This is a genomic window from Herbaspirillum sp., from assembly GCF_017744395.1.
In the GTDB taxonomy this organism is placed as follows: Bacteria; Pseudomonadota; Gammaproteobacteria; order Burkholderiales; family Burkholderiaceae_D; genus Herbaspirillum.
In genome coordinates this window covers 246530-263574 of the sequence record NZ_JAGIBI010000005.1, presented here as the reverse complement: position 1 = coordinate 263574, position 17045 = coordinate 246530, and the positions used below count along the sequence as shown (strand labels likewise).

The following is a 17045-nucleotide window of genomic DNA, read 5'->3' as shown; positions in this document are numbered from 1 at the left end:
ATGTTCTTGACGTAGTCGGCGTGGCCGGGGCAGTCAACGTGAGCGTAGTGGCGGTTTGCGGTTTCGTATTCGACGTGCGCGGTGTTGATGGTGATGCCGCGTGCCTTTTCTTCAGGCGCTGCGTCGATCTGGTCGTATGCCTTCGCTTCGCCGCCGAACTTCTTCGACAGAACGGTTGCAATCGCTGCCGTCAGCGTGGTCTTGCCGTGGTCAACGTGGCCAATCGTGCCGACGTTCACGTGCGGCTTGGTCCGCTCAAACTTGCCTTTTGCCATTTTAGACTCCTAACTATTTGATGAGAATGTCCAGGCAACACGCCCGACGATTGCTGAATGTCAGCGAAACGACTCAAGAAAACTGGTGCCCTTGACGTGGATTGAACACGTGGCCTCTCCCTTACCAAGGGAGTGCTCTACCACTGAGCTACAAGGGCATTTTTGCCGATTGCACAACAACCAAACATGCAACCGGACCAAAACTTGGAGCGGGTGAAGGGAATCGAACCCTCGTCTTAAGCTTGGAAGGCTTCAGCTCTACCATTGAGCTACACCCGCGAGGAAACAACTTTCACTTCACTGCCGCCGAATCTTCATTCGACTTTCCTGCTAAATGGTGGAGAGGGCTGGATTCGAACCAGCGTACTCGTAAGAGGGCAGATTTACAGTCTGCTGCCATTAACCACTCGGCCACCTCTCCGCGCAGGGAACTCAAAACTATAGAGTAACAACTTAATGTTGTCAACCAAAAAGAAGAGCTGATGCAAATATTTTTGATGATTCCAGAGAGTTGCTCTCAGGAACGAATCGCGACGTTTTTTCGAATCTTCAGGCTTTTCTTGTCTGCGACTCAACCGGCTTTTCATTCCAGGGCGCAATTCTAGGCAACATCAGCATTCCAGGCAAGGCAAGAACGAAACAAATCACAAAAAAAGTTAACCAGCCTGTCTCCGCCACCACATAGCCGACCGAGGAATTGACGAAAGTACGGGGCACCGCCATCAGGCTGGTGAACAGCGCGAACTGCGTGGCCGTGTAGCGCGGATCGGTCTCGCGCATGATGTAGGCGACAAAGGCGGTGGTGCCCAGCCCCACGCCGAAGGCTTCCAGGCCGATCACCACGGCCAGCGTCGGCAGGCTCGCGCCGACGTGCGCCAGCCAGGCGAAGCCGAGGATGGGCAGCGCCTGCAGCACGCCGAACACCCACAGGCCGCGGTTGATGCCCAGTTTCACCATCCAGACGCCGCCCAGGATGCCGCCGGCCACGCTGGCCCACAGGCTGGTGGTCTTGGACACCACGCCGATCTCGGTCATCGAAAAGCCGAGGTCGATATAGAACTTGGTGGCCAGAGCGGTGGCCATGCTGTCGCCCAGCTTGTAGAGGAAGATGAAGCCCAGCACCCACAAGGCATTGCCCCAGCCGCCGCGCGCGATGAATTCGCGGAACGGCAGCACCACCGCCTCGGTCAGGCTCTTGGGCGGCGCGCCGTACACCTTGGGCTCCTTGACCAGCAGCGAGCACAGCAGCCCCGGCAGCATGAAGGCGGCGGTGATCCAGAACACGCTGGCCCAGGGCATGCGGTCGGCCAGCACCAGCGACAGCGCGCCCGGCACCATGCCCGACAGTTTGTAGGCGTTGACGTGGATGGCGCTGCCCAGGCCGAGCTCGCCGTCGGGCAGGATCTCGCGCCGGAAGGCGTCGATGGCGATGTCCTGGCTGGCCGACAGGAAGGCCACCACCGAGGCCATGAAGGCGATGGCCGGCACCTGGGTCAGCGGATCGAGCATGCCCATGCCGCCGATTCCCAGGAACAGCAGCAGCTGGGTGAAGATCATCCAGCCGCGCCGGCGCCCCACGCGGCCGAAGTGGAAGCGGTCCATCAGCGGCGACCAGACGAATTTCCAGGTGTACGGGAACATCACCAGCGCGAACAAGCCCAGCGTCTTGACGTTCAGGCCGGACTTGGCCAGCCAGGCCTGCAGCAGGCTGAGCAGGATGAACAGCGGCAGGCCGGAGGTGAAGCCGAGGAAGACGCAGATCAGCATGCGCCGGTTCAGGTATTGGTGCCAGGAAGCGGCAGGAGCAGTCATAGGCAGGACCGAATCAGAAAGACAAAAGAAAAACGCCGGCGCCGGTGCAATGCCATTCGGTCAAGGCCTCAATCCGGAAATCGTCGTCCCGGCGAAGGCCGGGATCCAGCGTCTTTCGGTGCGCCTCATGGGCCGTCGAACGACGCTGGGCCCTGACCTTCGTCAGGGCGACGAGGATGGATCATTTCTTGCGCAGCCTGAACACCGCCACGCTGCCGCGCCAATTGGGCAGGTAGCGCACCGGCTTGCCATCCTTGAGCGCCACGCACTCCAGCACTTCCAGCCCGACCTCATTGGCCAGCGCCTCGAAATCCCTGATCGTGGCGCAGCGCAGGTTCGGCGTATCGTACCACTGGTAGGGCAGCGTCTTGGACACCGGCATGCGCCCGCGCAAGAGCGCCACCCGGTGCGGCCAGTAGGCGAAGTTGGGGAAGGAGACGGTGGCTTCGCGCCCCACCCGCGCGATCTCGCGCAGCGTGCCCTCCACATCCTTGACCATCTGCAATGCCGACAGGCACAGCACGGTGTCGAAGGCATTGTCCTCGAACATCGCCAGCCCGCCGTTCAAGTCCTGCTGGATCACCGACACGTTGCGCGCCACGCACTTGGGGATCTGCTCGTCGTCGATCTCCACGCCGTAGCCCACGCACCGCTTGTCGCTCTGCAGGTAGTCCAGCATCACGCCGTCGCCGCAGCCCAGGTCCAGCACATTGGATTGTTCGCGCACCCAGTGGGCGATGAACGCCAGGTCCGGGCGCAGCGCGCTCAGTTCATTGAAAGTCATGCGCGGCCCTCCTGCGCCAGTTCGTTCCAGATGCTTTGGTAGTACTCGCGCACCACCTTCATATAGCGCGCATCGTCCAGCAGGAAAGCGTCGTGCCCGTGCGGCGCGTCGATTTCCGCATACGACACGCGGCGCTTGTTGGCCACCAGCGCCTGCACCATCTCGCGGCTGCGTTCCGGCGAGAAGCGCCAGTCGGTGGTGAACGACACCAGCAGGAACTTGGCCTGGGTGCGGCTGAAGGCCTTGGCCAGGTCGCCGCCGAATTCGCGCGCGGGGTCGAAGTAGTCGAGCGCCTTGGTGATCAGCAGATAGGTGTTGGCGTCGAAATAGGTGGAAAACTTGTCGCCCTGGTAACGCAGGTAGGACTCGATCTCGAAATCGATGCCATACCCGAACTGGTAATCGCCCGAGCGCAGGTCGCGGCCGAATTTCTCGGCCATGTCGTCGTCCGACAGGTAAGTGATATGCCCCACCATGCGCGCCACGCGCAGGCCGTTCTTGGGCACCACGCCATGCGCATAGAAATCGCCGCCGTGGAATTGCGGATCGGTCAGGATGGCCTGGCGCGCGACGTCGTTGAAAGCGATGTTCTGAGCCGACAGCTTGGGCGTGGAGGCGATCACCAGGCAGTGGCGCAGGCGGTCCGGATACATCATGCTCCAGGCCAGCGCCTGCATGCCGCCCAGCGAGCCGCCCATGACCGCGGCGAACTGCGCAATGCCCAGCGCATCGGCCAGGCGCGCCTGGGCGTTGACCCAGTCTTCCACCGTGACCACCGGGAAATCGGCGCCGTACGGCTTGCCGGTGGCGGGATTAGTGTGCATCGGCCCGGTCGAGCCGAAACAGGAGCCCAGGTTGTTGACGCCGATGACGAAGAACTTGTCGGTATCGAGCGACTTGCCGGGGCCGACCATGTTGTCCCACCAGCCGACATTGTCGGGATCGTCGGCGTAGACGCCGGCGACGTGGTGCGATGCGTTCAAGGCATGGCACACCAGCACGGCATTGGATTTGTCGGCATTGAGCGTGCCGTAGGTTTCATAGGTCAGCGAATAGTCCGCCAGCGACGCGCCCCCTTGCAGCGGGAGCGGCTCGGCGAAATGCATGACCCGGGGCGATACGATTCCAATCGACATGATGACTCGGCGTGGGTGGCAAGGCGTCCCGCCGGATACGCACCGGCGTATCGGCATAGGACGATCGCTTCGCCTCAGCGAAGGGTTTCCACCGGCTGCGAACGGGCAACAAAAAAGCCCGGAAGCATCGCTTGCGGGCTCGTCTTGGGAGAACTGCTGATCCAAGCTCGCTTTAGCCGCATTTAGATGGGAGCAATCTCCCGGCGCCCGCAAGCTGAGGTTGGTGAAACCGTTCAAATCGGCGCAGTGGCGTAAGAATACCCAAGACCGCCGGGCGCGTCAAACCGGCACGGCGCGCGCCTGGAATGCGCAAGGCCGCCCGCAGGCGGCCTTGCCGGAACGGACCGGATGCCCCTCAACGGCGGCGCGCGACCCTGGCTTCCCGGATTTCCGGTTCGGCGGCCAATGCCTGCAACTGCGCCATGGCCGACGCGATCGCGGCCGGTTCGGTGGCGCGCATGACCTTCTTGACCTGCGGCTCCAGCAGGCGCAGGTCGCTGTTGAGGATGGCGTTCTTCACCGACAGCAACTGCGCCGGATGCATGGAAAACTCCAGCAGCCCCATGCCCAGCAGCAGGCGCGTCCACTTGATGTCGCCCGCCATTTCGCCGCACACCGAGACCGGGATGCCGGCCTTGCGCCCCTGCGCGATCACCGTCGACAGCAGGAACAGCACCGCCGGATGCAGCGGGTCGTAGAGATGCGCCACCTCGGAGTCGACCCGGTCGATGGCCAGCGTGTACTGGATCAGGTCGTTGGTGCCGATCGACAGGAAATCGAGGCGCTTGATGAACATCGGCAAGGCCAGCGCGGCGGCCGGGATCTCGATCATGGCGCCGACCGGGATCTCCTCGTCGAACTTCTGCTGGCGCTCGCGCAACTGCTGCTTGGCCTGCTCGATCATGCCCAGCGTCTGGTCGATCTCGAAGGCGTGGGCCATCATCGGGATCAGCAGCTTGACCGGGCCGAACGCCGAAGCCCGCAGGATCGCGCGCAGCTGCGTGAGGAACATCTGCGGCTCGGACAGGCAATAGCGGATCGCGCGCAAACCCAGCGCCGGGTTGAGCGCGGTCTGCTCGTCCTCGTCCAGCGGCTTGTCGGCGCCCACGTCGAGCGTGCGGATCGTCACCGGCCGCCCCTTCATGGCGACCACCGCCTGCTTGTACGACTCGAACTGCTCTTCCTCGGACGGGAATTTTTCCAGATGGCCGGCGCGCCCCATGAACAGGAACTCGGAACGGAACAGGCCGATGCCCATGGCGCCGGCTTCCCATGCCGAGGCGGCGTCGGCCGGCAGCTCGATGTTGGCCAGCAGCGTGATCGGCTCGCCGTCCTGGGTGATGGCCGGCGTCTTCTTCAGGCGCATGAGCTTCTTGCGCTCACGCAACATGCGCTCCTGGCGCGCGCGGTATTGCGCCAGCACCAGCGGCGACGGGTCGACGATCACCACCCCGGCATCGCCATCGATGATCAGCACGTCGTCGTGTTTGACCAGCACCGAGGCGTTGTGCATGCCGACCGCAGCCGGGATGTCCAGGCTGCGGGCGACGATGGCGGTGTGCGAGTTAGGGCCGCCGAGGTCGGTCACGAAACCGGCGAACGCGCCGTCGCGGAACTGCAGCATGTCGGCCGGCGAGATGTCGTGCGCCACCACGATGATGTTGGGCGCGGCGTCGCCGTCGGCGGGCGGCAGGTGGATGGCGCTGCCGGTGAGCACCTTGAGGATACGCTCGCCGACCTGCTGGATATCGGCCTTGCGCTCGCGCAGGTAAGGGTCCTCGATCTCGTCGAATTGCGCCGAGAGCTCGTCGATCTGCGTGACCAGCGCCCATTCGGCGTTGTAGTAGCGGTTGCGGATGATGTTCTGCGGCACTTCCTGCAGCATCGGGTCCGACAGGATCAGCGCGTGCACGTCGATGAACGCGCCCAGTTCGGCCGGCGCATCCTTGGGCAGCTCGCTGCGGATGGTGTTCAATTCATGGCGCACCGTCTTGATCGCGCTTTTCAAGCGCTCGACTTCGGCCTCGACCTGCTCGTCGGCGATCAGGTAATGTTTGACGTCCAGCGCGGCCGGCGCCAGCAGATGCGCGCGCCCGATGGCGATGCCTTGCGACACCGCGATTCCGTGTAAGCTGAATGATGCCATCGCGTTTCTCCTGCTTCGTTTTTATATTCCGCCTTGTTTTCGTTCGCGGTAGCGTGGTCAACGTTACCGAACAAACCACGGTTTGGCAATCGCGGCAATGGCCGGGAATGCGCGATATCAAGCGGAGGAGCAAGAAAACCGGCAAGCTTGCCGGGACGCATCGGCAGGACGGCCGCCGATGCTGCAACGCAGCGGCACGCCCATATCGCGGGGCGCCGCTGCGGCGAAAAGTGTTGCTGCTGTTACTGGCCTTCGCCGAATTTATCGGCGATCAGCGCCTCCAGCGCGGCGAAGCATTCCTGCTCGTCTTCGCCGTTGGTTTCCAGCGCGATTACGCTGCCCTTGCCGGCGGCCAGCATCATGACGCCCATGATGGACTTGGCATTGACGCGGCGCTTGTTGAAGGTCATCCACACTTCGCTCTTGTACTTGCTGGCAAGCTGGGTGAACTTGGCGGAGGCGCGCGCATGCAGGCCCAGCTTGTTGACGATTTCCAGTTCTTTTTGAATCATTGTTCAGCTTTCATTTTTATGGTTCTGCGGCTGCGCGACAAACACGCATCGCACGCGCGGCGCACATGGCACGCAACGCGTCATGGAATCGTGCAATCGAGGGCGATTCTCAGCCCGAGGCCGCCACGCGGATGCGGTTGTCCACCCGCACCGCGCCGTTCTGCCCGCCGGCCAGCGCCATTTCGACCACCACATCGAGCGTATCGTTGCGATAAGTCAACGCCCGCAGCAGCATGGGCAAGCTGATGCCCGCGATCACCGAGACGTTTTCCAGCCCGCACAGAAAGCCCGTACAGTTGGACGGCGTGCCGCCCATCACATCGGTGATCACCAATACGCCGCTGCCGTCGTCGAGGCGCTTGACCGCGTCGATCGCCAGCTTTTGCACTTCGGCCGGGTTCTGGTCGGCGATCACGTCGATCGCCTCGATCCGCTCGGGCTTGCCGCGGAACACGTGGGCCGCGGCGTCCAGAAAGGCTTGCCCCAGGGGGGCGTGCGTCACAAGAAGAATACCAACCATGGAATCTTTGCCATCGAATGCGACGCGCTTTTCCCCGAGCAGCCCGCCATGCTCCATCGTACCCATTTTGCCTTAACCTCCTGCCGCCACCGCCGTTTCCAGCGCGTCGACAAACATCGCGGCCACATCGAAGCCGGTCTGCTGGGTAATTTCCTGGAAGCAGGTCGGACTGGTCACGTTGATTTCCGTCAAATAGTCGCCGATAGCATCCAATCCTACCAGCAACAGCCCGCGCCGATACAGGATCGGCGCCAGCGCTTCGCCGATTTCCAGGTCGCGCGCCGATGCCGGCTGCGCCACCCCCAGGCCGCCCGCGGCCAGGTTGCCGCGCACTTCGCCGCCTTGCGGGATGCGCGCCAGCACGTTGGGCACGACCTTGCCTCCGATCAGCAGAATGCGTTTGTCGCCCGCGCTGATCTGAGGAATGAAACGTTGCGCCATGATCGTGCGTTGACCGTTGTCGGTCAGCGTCTCGATGATGGAACCCAGGTTCATGCCGTCGGCCTTGACGCGGAAGATGCCCATGCCGCCCATGCCGTCCAGCGGCTTCAGGATCACATCCTGGTGCTCGGCATGGAAGTCGCGCAGGCGCCTGGCGTCGCGCGTGACCAGCGTGGGCGCGGTGTATTGCGGGAACTGGGCGATCGCCAGTTTCTCGTTATGGCTGCGGATCGCCTCCGGCTTGTTGAACACGCGCGCGCCCTGCTTTTCCGCCAATTCGAGCAGGTAGGTGGTGTAGATGTACTCCATGTCGAACGGCGGATCCTTGCGCACGATCACCGCGTCGAATTCGGACAGGAACACCGAGGCCGGCTTGTCGGCGCGATACCAGTCATCGGCCTCGCCGGTCAGCGTGATCTTCGACGCGCCGGCCGTCACCAGACCGCTTTCCAGCACCAGGTCGGCCTGCTCGAACGCATAGATGGCATGGCCGCGGCGTGCGGCCTCGCGCATCATGGCGAAGGTGGAATCCTTGTACGTCTTGAACGTATCGAGCGGATCGGCGAGAAAAGCGATTTTCATGGGATGGCAAGCCTGAATTCAGTTAATAAACTTCCGGGTTGGGGTCGGTCTTTTCCATCTCCAGCGAGGCCGCCAAGAGCGCCAGCCGCGCCACCACGCCGTACATGTAGAAACGGTTGGGCGCGGCGGTGCCGGGCTTGGCGTGCATGTCCGGCAAGGCATGCTGCTGGGCGAAGGCCAGCGGCACGAAATGCGCGCCGGGGGCGTTGAGGTTCTCGTTGACGTCGCGGTCGGCGTGCACGCGGTAGAAGCCGCCCACCACATAGCGGTCGATCATGTAGACCACCGGCTCGGCCACCGCCTCATTGATGCGCTCGAACGAGTGTACGCCTTCCTGGATCAGGACTTCGGACACTTCCAGCCCTTCCTTGCCGACCACCATCTTGGTGCGCTGCTGGCGGTTGAGGTCCTTGACCTCGCTGGCGTCCTTGACCGCGATGATGCCCATGCCATAGGTGCCGGCATTGGCCTTGATGAACACGAAGGGCTGTTCCTTGATGCCGTATTCCTTGTACTTCTTGCGGATCTTCGCCAGCAGGCTCGACACGCTGTCGGCCAGCGCATCGGTGCCGGTGTTTTCCTGGAAATTGATGTCGCCGACCTTGGCGAACAGCGGATTGAGCATCCACGGGTCGACCTCGACCATCTTGGCGAACTTCTTGACCACCTCGTCATAAGCGGCGAAGTGGTTGCTCTTGCGGCGCACCGCCCAGCCGGCATGCAGCGGCGGCAGCACGCTTTGCTCGTGCAGGCCTTCCAGCACCGAAGGGATGCCGATGGACAGGTCGTTGTTGAGCAGCACCGTACAGGGGTCGAAGTTCTTCAGTCCCAGGCGGCGGCCGTTGGCCGAGCGCTCCAGCGGCTCCAGCATGATGCTGGTGCCGTCCGGCAAGGCGATTTCCTTGGGCTTGGAGACATCCGGCGCCAGCGTGCCGAGGCGCACATTGAGCCCGGTCTGGCGGAAGATCTGCATCAGCCGGGCGATGTTTTGCAGGTAGAAGGTGTTGCTGGTGTGGCTTTCCGGGATCAGCAGCAGGTTGCGCGCATCCGGGCAGTATTTCTCGATCGCCGCCATCGCCGCCTGCACCGCCAGCGGCAGCATCTCCGGCGACAGGTTGTTGAAGCCGCCCGGGAACAGGTTGGTATCCACCGGCGCCAGCTTGAAGCCGGCGTTGCGCAGGTCGACCGAACAATAGAAAGGCGGCGTGTGCTCTTGCCACTCCATGCGGAACCAGCGTTCGATGGCCGGCGTGGCGCCCAGGATTTTCTTCTCCAGCTCCAACAAAGGGCCATTCAGAGCGGTGACAAGATGCGGGACCATAAAGACCTTAGATATATAAATGCCGGCAGCAAATATTGATTTTAGCGGATTCCTGAAATCGTGTTGCAACGCGCAAGACTGCTGTGTTGCCATTTCGGTAAATCGTTTATCCGCACTCACCCGCTCCGTTTCGCTGCCTGACCGGAGCCTGGGTTATTCAGATGGCGGCCTCCGCGCCATTTTAAAGAGCCCGACTCAAATAGTCGGGAATTATTCATTTCCCGCAAGGCAATAAAAAAGGCGCCCCGAAGGGCGCCTTTGAAAGAGGCCGTTGCCGGCCCCGAAGGAAATAAAACCTGAATGAAGTCTTAGTGGTAGGCCGATTCGCCGTGGCTGGAGATGTCCAGGCCTTCGCGCTCTTCCTCTTCGGTCACGCGCAGGCCGATCACCACGTCGACGATCTTGTAGGCGATGAACGACACCACGCCCGACAGGATCAAGGTGGTCAGCACGCCCTGGAACTGGATCCAGACCTGGCCGCCGATCGAGTAATCCGGCGCCACGGCATTGGTCACGTAATCGTAGATGCCGGTGCCGCCCAGGCTCGGTGCAGCGAACACACCGGTCAGGAGCGCGCCCAGGATACCGCCCACGCCGTGCACGCCGAACACGTCCAGCGCATCGTCGGCGCCCAGGATCTTCTTGAGGCCGGTAACGCCCCACAGGCACAGCAGGCCGGCCAGCAGGCCCATCACGACCGCGCCGCCGACGCCGACGAAACCGGCTGCCGGGGTGATCGCCACCAGGCCGGCGACCGCGCCGGAAGCGCCGCCCAGCATCGAGGGCTTGCCCTTGCCGATCCACTCGCCGAAGCTCCACGACAGCACGGCCGCGGCAGTCGCCAGGACGGTGTTGACGAAGGCCAGGGCGGCGCCGCCGTTGGCTTCCAGGCCCGAGCCGGCGTTGAAGCCGAACCAGCCGAACCACAGCAGCGAGGCGCCGACCATGGTCAGAGTCAGGCTATGCGGCTTGAACGCTTCCTTGCCGAAACCGACGCGCTTGCCGATCACATAGGAACCGACCAGGCCGGCGATAGCGGCGTTGATGTGCACCACGGTGCCGCCGGCGAAGTCCAGCGCGCCCTTCTGGAACAGCCAACCCGAGATCGCGGTCGCCTTTTCAGCGGCGGCGGCGTCGGTGAAGGCGTCCGGACCCGGCCAGAACCAGACCATGTGCGCCATCGGCAGGTACGAGAAGGTGAACCACAGGATCGAGAACAGGATCACCGCGGAGAACTTCACGCGCTCGGCGAAGGAACCGATGATCAGCGCCACGGTGATGGCCGCGAACGCGCCCTGGAAGGCCACGAACACCAGCTCCGGCAGCACCACGCCCTTGCTGAAGGTGCCGGTGGTCGAATCAGGCGTCAGGCCATGCAGGAACAGGCGATCGAAGCCGCCGAAGAACGCATTGCCTTCGGTGAACGCGATGCTGTAGCCGTAGGCGAACCACAGGATGTAGATCAGCGAGAAGATCATGAAGCACTGCATCAGCACCGACAGCATGTTCTTGCTGCGCACCAGGCCGCCGTAGAACAGGCCCAGGCCGGGCAAGGTCATCAGGATCACGAACGCGGTGCAGACCAGCATCCAGGCGGTGTCTCCCTTGTTGGGGACCGGCGCTGGCGCGGCGGCGGCCGGCGCTGCAGGAGCGGCGGCGGCGGGAGCTGCGGCAGCAGCCTTGGGTGCTTCGGCCGCGGCCGGAGCGGCGGCGGGAGCTGCGGCGGTTACTGCGGCCGCAGCCTCAGGCTTGGGCGCATCCTGCGCCTGGGCCGGGGCTGTAAATCCTACCGCCAGCAGCAAGGCGCCGATTGCCAGCGCGCCGGAAAACATTTTTTTCATTCTCATTCGAATTCCCCTTGGATTTACAGAGCGTCTTTGCCGGTTTCGCCGGTACGGATGCGGATCACGTCCAGCAACTCCTGCACGAAGATCTTGCCGTCGCCGATCTTGCCGGTGCGGGCGGCCGTCTCGATAGCCTCCAGCGCACGGTCGACGAGAGCCTCGTCGACTGCAGCCTCGATCTTGGTCTTGGGCAGGAAATCGACCACATACTCGGCGCCGCGGTACAGCTCGGTATGGCCCTTCTGGCGCCCGAAGCCCTTGACTTCAGTCACGGTGATGCCCTGTACCCCGATCGCGGAGAGCGCTTCGCGCACTTCATCCAGCTTGAAGGGTTTGATGATCGCTGTGATCAGTTTCATAGGAACCTCTTGTTAGAAAGTTTTGCTGAGGGAAAAGACGACGCCGTTCTTGCCGACGTTTTTGGCGCCATCCGAAGCCGGGGTAGTCGATACGCCATCCTTCAGATCGGTACCGACATAAGCCACGCCCAGGGTGATGCCGGCCAGGTCGTCGAAGGTCTTGGACAGGCCGATCTTCCAGTCGGTGTAGCTGACCTGGCTCGGGTTGCCGCGCACATTCTGGTGGCCGACGTGCAGGCCCAGCATGATGCCGTAGAAGGTTTCGATGTTGGCGCCCAGGTCGTAGTACTGGCTGTACTTGCTGTTGACCGCACCGAACAGGTTGGTCAGCGACTGCGAATACTTGAAGTAGGCAGGGCCGTAACCGACCTGGCCGTACAACTCGAAGGTATTGGCGTTCTTGACGCCGCTGTTGGCCAGCGTGTTGCCCGGGTAGTAGTAGTACAGGCCGCCGACGTCATAGGTGAAACCGCCGCCGATATCGCCGCGCTTGCCGCCGTAGATATCCCACTCGATATCACCCTTGGTGTCGGTGCCGGAGAGCGTGCCCGCATCCTTGATCCACTTGATGTTGGTCAGCCAGGTGCCGGCGTACAGGCCGGTCGGGTTGTGCGTATAGTCGGCGCCGACTTGCAGGGCCGGGTCGAAGCGCGTCTGGGTCAGGCCGCGGTAGCGGTAATCGCTGACCACTGCGGCGTTGAAGCTGAATTCATTGTCCGGCTTGGCATCTTCCGCACGGGCTGCGGTAGACACAAACGATGCTGCGATGGCTGCTGCAAGAATCAGTTTCTTCATGGCTTCCCTCTGTTTTCTGTTGAACGGTAGAAATTATTTTTTGTATCGCCAGAACCATGTAGCAGGAGCCGTGCCAAGTCCGCGTATCCCGGCAAACCCGGCTTTTGCAAGGAAAGAGGGCTTTCCTCCCGATTTTTTTCTAGATACAAGCCAAAATAGTGCGCACACAGAAGAAAAGCACGAAGTTGGTGCGATATTGGTCGCCTTTTGACCAAGCTCTTTCAACCCGGCAAACACTTTTTTGGTGCGCGATGGCCGGCAAGCCATTGGGGCCGCCGGGCCGGACACCTCCCCTCCGGATGTTTTCAGCGTTCAGCGAAGGTTTATGCCTGGCCGGGAAACGGCTAAACTTGACGCTACAACAACCTGCCAAGGAGATCCGACATGGACAAGCCCCAATTCTTTGAAGACCTGCAAGCCAAGCTCAACAAGGCGATCGAAAACTCCCCGGCCAAGGACATCGAGAAGAACGTCAAGGCCATGCTGAACCAGGGCTTTGCCAAGCTGGACCTGGTCACGCGCGAGGAATTCGACGTCCAGGCCCAGGTGCTGGCCAAGACCCGCGCCCGCCTGGAGGCGCTGGAAGCGCGTGTTGCCGAGCTGGAAGCCCAGCAAAAACAAACCCCATGATCCTGACGACCGCCTTTCCTCCCTTTCTCTCTCCTACCGCCATTTCCAGGGACTGCCCAGGCTCGCCGCGATGAGCCTGGCCGTCCTCCGCAGCCGCGCCCTGGCCGGCATGCGCGCCTCGCCGGTCACGGTCGAGGTGCACCTGGCCAACGGCCTGCCCTCCTTCGCCATCGTCGGCCTGCCCGAAGCTGAAGTGAAGGAGGCCAAGGACCGGGTGCGCGCCGCGCTGCAAAACGCCCGCTTCGAATTCCCGGCCCGGCGCATCACCGTCAACCTGGCGCCCGCCGACCTGCCCAAGGAATCCGGCCGCTTCGACTTGCCCATCGCACTCGGCATCCTGGCCGCCTCCGGGCAGGTGCCGGGCGACAGCTTCGACCAATACGAATTCGCCGGCGAACTGTCGCTCTCGGGCGAACTGCGGCCGATCCGCGGCGCGCTGGCCATGACCTATGCCATGCACCACGCCGGCGGCGACGCGCCAGGCCGGCGCGCCTTCATCCTGCCCGCCGCCAATGCCGACGAAGCCGCGCTGGTGACCGACGCCACCATCCTCCCGGCGCATTCGCTGCTGGAGGTGTGCGCGCATTTCTCTTCCCGCGACGAACAGCAGCGGCTGGCGCGGCACCACGCCGCCCACCATCCCACACCGGGCGTTTGGCCCGACTTCAGCGACGTCAAAGGCCAGTCGCAAGCCAAGCGCGCGCTGGAGATCGCCGCCGCCGGCAGCCATTCGCTGCTGCTGGTGGGCCCGCCCGGCACCGGCAAGTCGATGCTGGCGGCGCGCTTTCCCGGCATCCTCCCGCCGATGACCGACGAACAGGCGCTGGAAGCGGCCGCCGTGCAATCGCTGGGCGCCGGCTTCGACGCCGCGCGCTGGAAGCTGCGCCCCTACCGGGCGCCGCACCACACCGCGTCGGCCGTGGCGCTGGTCGGCGGCGGCAGCCCGCCGCGTCCGGGCGAGATTTCGCTGGCGCACCACGGGGTCTTGTTCCTGGATGAACTGGTCGAATACAGCCGGCATGTGCTGGAAGTCTTGCGCGAACCGCTGGAGTCGGGATCGATCACGATCTCGCGGGCGGCGCGCCAGGCCGAGTTTCCGGCGCGCTTCCAGTTGCTGGCGGCGATGAATCCCTGCCCCTGCGGCTATGCCGGCCACGACAGCGGCCAATGCCGCTGTTCGCCCGACCTCATCGCGCGCTACCAGAACCGCCTGTCCGGCCCCTTGCTCGACCGCATCGACCTGCAGATCCTGGTCGGCGCCCTGCCCGCGCACGAACTGGCGACGGCGGCACCCGGCGAAACCTCCAGCGCCATCGCCGCGCGTACCGCAATGGCGCTGCAACGCCAGCAACAACGCCAGGGCAAGTCCAACAGCCGCCTCACGCCCCCGGAAATCGACCTGCATTGCCGCCCGGACCAGGCCGGCGACGCGCTGCTGCACGCCGCCATGGCGCGCCTGAACTGGTCGGCGCGCGCCTACCACCGCGTGCTCAAGGTGGCGCGCACCATCGCCGACCTGGCCGGGGCGCCGCAGGTCGAAAAAGCGCATGTGGCGGAAGCCATCCAATACCGGCGCGCGTTGAACAAGGATTAAAAACCGGCACCGGTTGTTTACTGGTAGTTGATGGTGAACATCACCGCCGCATTCGCCGGCCCCGGCGCCAGCGTTCCCGTAATCCGGATATAGCGCGCCTGGAGAGGAATCGTGTAGCTGGCGCCCGACACCGCCGTTGGCGTGATGTTGGTCGGCATCTGCGTCAAAAATTTCACAGGGGTCAAGCTCGGATCCACGATTTGCACGCCGATGCCCGTCGCCGACGCCGGGCCGGAAGCCGCCGGGCTGAGGCGCACCGTACCCGGGTAGATGGCGGCCGTACCATTCGTTGGTTCCAGCGAGAACTGCAAAACGTTTGGATTCAACGTTTTATTCGACTCCACCCAGCCTGCAGCGCTGTCGGTATTACGTAAGGAAGCCGACCTGCCATAGAACGCCGGACAATTTTGCAACCGGATGCTGAAGTCCTTCCACGGCGTGGCGCTTCCCACCGTCGGAAAATCAGAAACCTTGTACTCGCCGAGCGGCACGGTGACGTCCGGCGTGGTGCATGTCTGCGATACGATCTGGATATTGCCGGTGAAGCGCGTGCGCGCCAAAACTATACCGTTTATACCGAACTGAGCTGTAGGAAGGTTCGCGCCAGTAATGACGCCAGGAGACACCGGTCCGATCTTGATAAGGGAAATATCGAAGGCACTCGAAATACCCCACACGGTATTGCCGTTATTAGCGCTCGAAAACGTATCTTCAAATACAACCGACCCCCGCCAGATCGCTACGCCAATGCCGGCCACACCTGTTTCATAAGTCTTTCCCGCATACGTGCCAGTGTTCCAACTGGACAACACCTTGGGCTTCACAGGCAGAGTCAGCTGGTTCACCAGGGAAGTCACTGCAGCAGGACAGTAGAGGCGATACTGTCCTCGCCCATAAATCGTTTGTCTATACAATTCCGTCCCATCTGGGACATCGCGGCCAATCGTCAAGGCCGTAATATTCAGCGGAGCAACTGCATTGAACATCGCTGCCCCATAGGGATTGTCGTCATTGTATCGGCATACTGTTTGCGCATTTGCTGCCCCGGCCGACATCCAGATCAACAGCATCAGGCCCAACCTGGCCGCAATGCGCGCAATGCTTTCATTTCGATTCCACATGAATCCTGCCTCCGTCAACTAGTCCATTGTACTGCCCTCGATGTTAGCCGCCTGCGGCGTCGGATTGTTTATTGGTAGTTGATGGTGAACGTCACCGCCGTATTCGCCGGCCCCGGCGCCAGCGCTCCCGCAATCCGGATGTAGCGCGCCTGCAATGGGATCGTATAGCTGGCGCCCGATACATCTGTTGGCGTGATGTTGGTCGGCATCAGCGTCAAAAATTTCACAGGGGTCAAGCTCTGATCCACGATTTGCACGCCTATGCCCGTCGCCGATGCCGGGCCGGAAGCCGCCGGGCTGAGGCGCACAGTGCCAGGGAAAAGGGCGGTCGTACCATTCGTTGCTTCCAGCGAGAACTGCAAAACGTTCGGGTTCACCGTTTTATTCGACTCCACCCAGCCTGTAGCGCTATCGGTATTGTGCAGGGTAGCCGACCCGCCATAGAACGCCGGACAATTTTGTAACCGGATGCTGAAATCCTTCCACGGCGTAGCGTTTCCCACCGTCGGAAAATCAGAAACCTTGTAGTCGCCGAGCGGCACGATGACGTCCGGCGTGGTGCATGTCTGCGAAACGATCCGGATATTGCCGGTGAAGCGCGTACGCGCCAAACCTATACCGTTTATATCGAACTGAGCCGTAGGAAGGTTTGATCCAACAATGATGCCCGGAGATATTGGCCCAATCTTGACAAGGGAGATATCGAAGGCATCTGGGATATACCATGTGTAATTGCCTGGGTTATTGCTCGTAAACGAGTCTGGAAATACACTCCCTCCCCGCCAGATCGCTACGCCAATGCCTGCCACACCTGTTTCATAAACCTTTCCGGCAAACCTACCAGTGTTCCAACTGGACAATACCCTGGGCCTCACAGGCAGAGTCAAATTATTCACCAAAGAAGTCACTGCAGCAGGGCAGTAAAGGACATAGCTTCCTCGCGCATGCAATGTCTGGTTATACAAGACAGTGCCATACGGAACATCAGGGCCAATCGTCAAGGCCGTTATAGTCAACGGGGCAGCAGCATCGAACATCGCCGGCCCGTACGGATTGTTGTCTTGGTATCGGCAAACCGTCTGCGCGTTGACTACTTCGGCCGACATCCAGATCAACAGCATCAGACCCAACCTGGCCGCAATGCGCGCTATGCTTTCATTCCAATTCCACATG

Annotated in this window: 17 protein-coding genes and 3 tRNA genes; 3 read left to right on the top strand and 17 right to left on the bottom strand. The window is 62.3% G+C overall.

The genetic code is table 11. The features are described 5' to 3' along the window. The 15 genes from J7548_RS14910 to J7548_RS14840 all read right to left on the bottom strand — a co-directional run. Window positions 1-275, bottom strand: a 275-nt coding sequence (locus tag J7548_RS14910; protein ID WP_290975583.1) for a GTP-binding protein, incomplete at its 3' end; no start/stop codon positions are given. Window positions 276-358: 83 nt separating this feature from the next. Next, window positions 359-433: transfer RNA gene (locus J7548_RS14905), tRNA-Thr, on the bottom strand. A 47-nt stretch (window positions 434-480) separates the two neighbouring features. Continuing rightward, window positions 481-554, bottom strand: a tRNA-Gly gene (locus tag J7548_RS14900). Between the two features lie 56 nt (window positions 555-610). Further along, a tRNA-Tyr gene (locus J7548_RS14895) sits at window positions 611-696 on the bottom strand. Window positions 697-824: 128 nt separating this feature from the next. Then, on the bottom strand, window positions 825-2087 hold the full coding sequence (locus J7548_RS14890; protein ID WP_290975580.1) for an AmpG family muropeptide MFS transporter: 1263 nt from the start codon (window positions 2085-2087) through the stop codon (window positions 825-827). 181 nt (window positions 2088-2268) lie between these two features. Further along, window positions 2269-2871, bottom strand: coding sequence for a methionine biosynthesis protein MetW (metW, locus tag J7548_RS14885; RefSeq protein WP_290975578.1), 603 nt, complete (start codon window positions 2869-2871; stop codon window positions 2269-2271). Next, complete coding sequence (locus J7548_RS14880; RefSeq protein ID WP_290975576.1) at window positions 2868-4007, bottom strand: homoserine O-acetyltransferase; 1140 nt, start codon at window positions 4005-4007, stop codon at window positions 2868-2870. Before J7548_RS14880 ends, metW begins: the two co-directional genes overlap by 4 nt. Window positions 4008-4362: 355 nt before the next feature. Further along, complete coding sequence (ptsP, locus tag J7548_RS14875) at window positions 4363-6153, bottom strand: phosphoenolpyruvate--protein phosphotransferase (protein WP_290975575.1); 1791 nt, start codon at window positions 6151-6153, stop codon at window positions 4363-4365. Between the two features lie 242 nt (window positions 6154-6395). After that, window positions 6396-6665: an HPr family phosphocarrier protein gene (locus J7548_RS14870; RefSeq protein WP_290975573.1), complete on the bottom strand. Its 270-nt coding sequence runs from the start codon at window positions 6663-6665 to the stop codon at window positions 6396-6398. A gap of 109 nt (window positions 6666-6774) precedes the next feature. Then, window positions 6775-7185 (bottom strand): PTS fructose transporter subunit IIA, encoded by a 411-nt coding sequence (locus tag J7548_RS14865; protein WP_290975571.1) that lies wholly within the window; start codon window positions 7183-7185, stop codon window positions 6775-6777. Window positions 7186-7257: 72 nt separating this feature from the next. Continuing rightward, window positions 7258-8208 (bottom strand): glutathione synthase, encoded by a 951-nt coding sequence (gshB, locus tag J7548_RS14860; RefSeq protein ID WP_290975569.1) that lies wholly within the window; start codon window positions 8206-8208, stop codon window positions 7258-7260. Window positions 8209-8230: 22 nt separating this feature from the next. After that, window positions 8231-9529 carry a glutamate--cysteine ligase gene (gshA, locus tag J7548_RS14855; RefSeq protein ID WP_290975567.1) on the bottom strand — a complete coding sequence of 433 codons (1299 nt, stop codon included), beginning with the start codon at window positions 9527-9529 and terminating at the stop codon, window positions 8231-8233. 308 nt (window positions 9530-9837) lie between these two features. After that, window positions 9838-11376: an ammonium transporter gene (gene amt, locus J7548_RS14850; protein ID WP_290975565.1), complete on the bottom strand. Its 1539-nt coding sequence runs from the start codon at window positions 11374-11376 to the stop codon at window positions 9838-9840. Window positions 11377-11393: 17 nt separating this feature from the next. Beyond that, entirely contained in the window at window positions 11394-11732 is a 339-nt protein-coding gene (locus J7548_RS14845) for a P-II family nitrogen regulator (protein WP_290975563.1), read from the bottom strand. A gap of 12 nt (window positions 11733-11744) precedes the next feature. Beyond that, complete coding sequence (locus J7548_RS14840; protein WP_290975561.1) at window positions 11745-12527, bottom strand: TorF family putative porin; 783 nt, start codon at window positions 12525-12527, stop codon at window positions 11745-11747. Here J7548_RS14840 and J7548_RS14835 point away from each other — a divergent pair. From J7548_RS14835 to J7548_RS14825, 3 genes are all read left to right on the top strand, one after another. After that, on the top strand, window positions 12499-12738 hold the full coding sequence (locus tag J7548_RS14835) for a hypothetical protein (protein ID WP_290975600.1): 240 nt from the start codon (window positions 12499-12501) through the stop codon (window positions 12736-12738). The two genes, J7548_RS14840 and J7548_RS14835, sit on opposite strands and share 29 nt — an antisense overlap. 173 nt (window positions 12739-12911) lie before the next feature. Then, window positions 12912-13157: an accessory factor UbiK family protein gene (locus tag J7548_RS14830; protein ID WP_290975559.1), complete on the top strand. Its 246-nt coding sequence runs from the start codon at window positions 12912-12914 to the stop codon at window positions 13155-13157. A gap of 70 nt (window positions 13158-13227) precedes the next feature. Next, the gene (locus J7548_RS14825) at window positions 13228-14751 is read left to right on the top strand and encodes a YifB family Mg chelatase-like AAA ATPase (protein WP_290975556.1); all 1524 of its coding nucleotides are present in this window, start codon (window positions 13228-13230) and stop codon (window positions 14749-14751) included. A gap of 17 nt (window positions 14752-14768) precedes the next feature. Here the strand turns inward: J7548_RS14825 and J7548_RS14820 are convergent, their stop codons facing one another. Together J7548_RS14820 and J7548_RS14815 are read right to left on the bottom strand one after the other, a co-directional pair. Beyond that, window positions 14769-15872 carry a fimbrial protein gene (locus J7548_RS14820; protein WP_290975554.1) on the bottom strand — a complete coding sequence of 368 codons (1104 nt, stop codon included), beginning with the start codon at window positions 15870-15872 and terminating at the stop codon, window positions 14769-14771. Between the two features lie 68 nt (window positions 15873-15940). Further along, window positions 15941-17044 (bottom strand): fimbrial protein, encoded by a 1104-nt coding sequence (locus tag J7548_RS14815; protein ID WP_290975552.1) that lies wholly within the window; start codon window positions 17042-17044, stop codon window positions 15941-15943. Window position 17045 lies beyond the last annotated feature (1 nt).

Coding starts and splice junctions, on each gene's coding strand:
- amt (WP_290975565.1), bottom strand. CDS start 11,376: ATGAGAATGAAAAAAATGTTTTCCGGCGCGCTGGCAATCGGCGCCTTG.
- J7548_RS14865 (WP_290975571.1), bottom strand. CDS start 7,185: ATGGTTGGTATTCTTCTTGTGACGCACGCCCCCCTGGGGCAAGCCTTT.
- J7548_RS14820 (WP_290975554.1), bottom strand. CDS start 15,872: ATGTGGAATCGAAATGAAAGCATTGCGCGCATTGCGGCCAGGTTGGGC.
- J7548_RS14890 (WP_290975580.1), bottom strand. CDS start 2,087: ATGACTGCTCCTGCCGCTTCCTGGCACCAATACCTGAACCGGCGCATG.
- J7548_RS14835 (WP_290975600.1), top strand. CDS start 12,499: ATGGCTGCTGCAAGAATCAGTTTCTTCATGGCTTCCCTCTGTTTTCTG.
- metW (WP_290975578.1), bottom strand. CDS start 2,871: ATGACTTTCAATGAACTGAGCGCGCTGCGCCCGGACCTGGCGTTCATC.
- J7548_RS14845 (WP_290975563.1), bottom strand. CDS start 11,732: ATGAAACTGATCACAGCGATCATCAAACCCTTCAAGCTGGATGAAGTG.
- J7548_RS14880 (WP_290975576.1), bottom strand. CDS start 4,007: ATGTCGATTGGAATCGTATCGCCCCGGGTCATGCATTTCGCCGAGCCG.
- ptsP (WP_290975575.1), bottom strand. CDS start 6,153: ATGGCATCATTCAGCTTACACGGAATCGCGGTGTCGCAAGGCATCGCC.
- J7548_RS14825 (WP_290975556.1), top strand. CDS start 13,228: ATGAGCCTGGCCGTCCTCCGCAGCCGCGCCCTGGCCGGCATGCGCGCC.
- gshA (WP_290975567.1), bottom strand. CDS start 9,529: ATGGTCCCGCATCTTGTCACCGCTCTGAATGGCCCTTTGTTGGAGCTG.
- gshB (WP_290975569.1), bottom strand. CDS start 8,208: ATGAAAATCGCTTTTCTCGCCGATCCGCTCGATACGTTCAAGACGTAC.
- J7548_RS14815 (WP_290975552.1), bottom strand. CDS start 17,044: ATGTGGAATTGGAATGAAAGCATAGCGCGCATTGCGGCCAGGTTGGGT.
- J7548_RS14870 (WP_290975573.1), bottom strand. CDS start 6,665: ATGATTCAAAAAGAACTGGAAATCGTCAACAAGCTGGGCCTGCATGCG.
- J7548_RS14840 (WP_290975561.1), bottom strand. CDS start 12,527: ATGAAGAAACTGATTCTTGCAGCAGCCATCGCAGCATCGTTTGTGTCT.
- J7548_RS14830 (WP_290975559.1), top strand. CDS start 12,912: ATGGACAAGCCCCAATTCTTTGAAGACCTGCAAGCCAAGCTCAACAAG.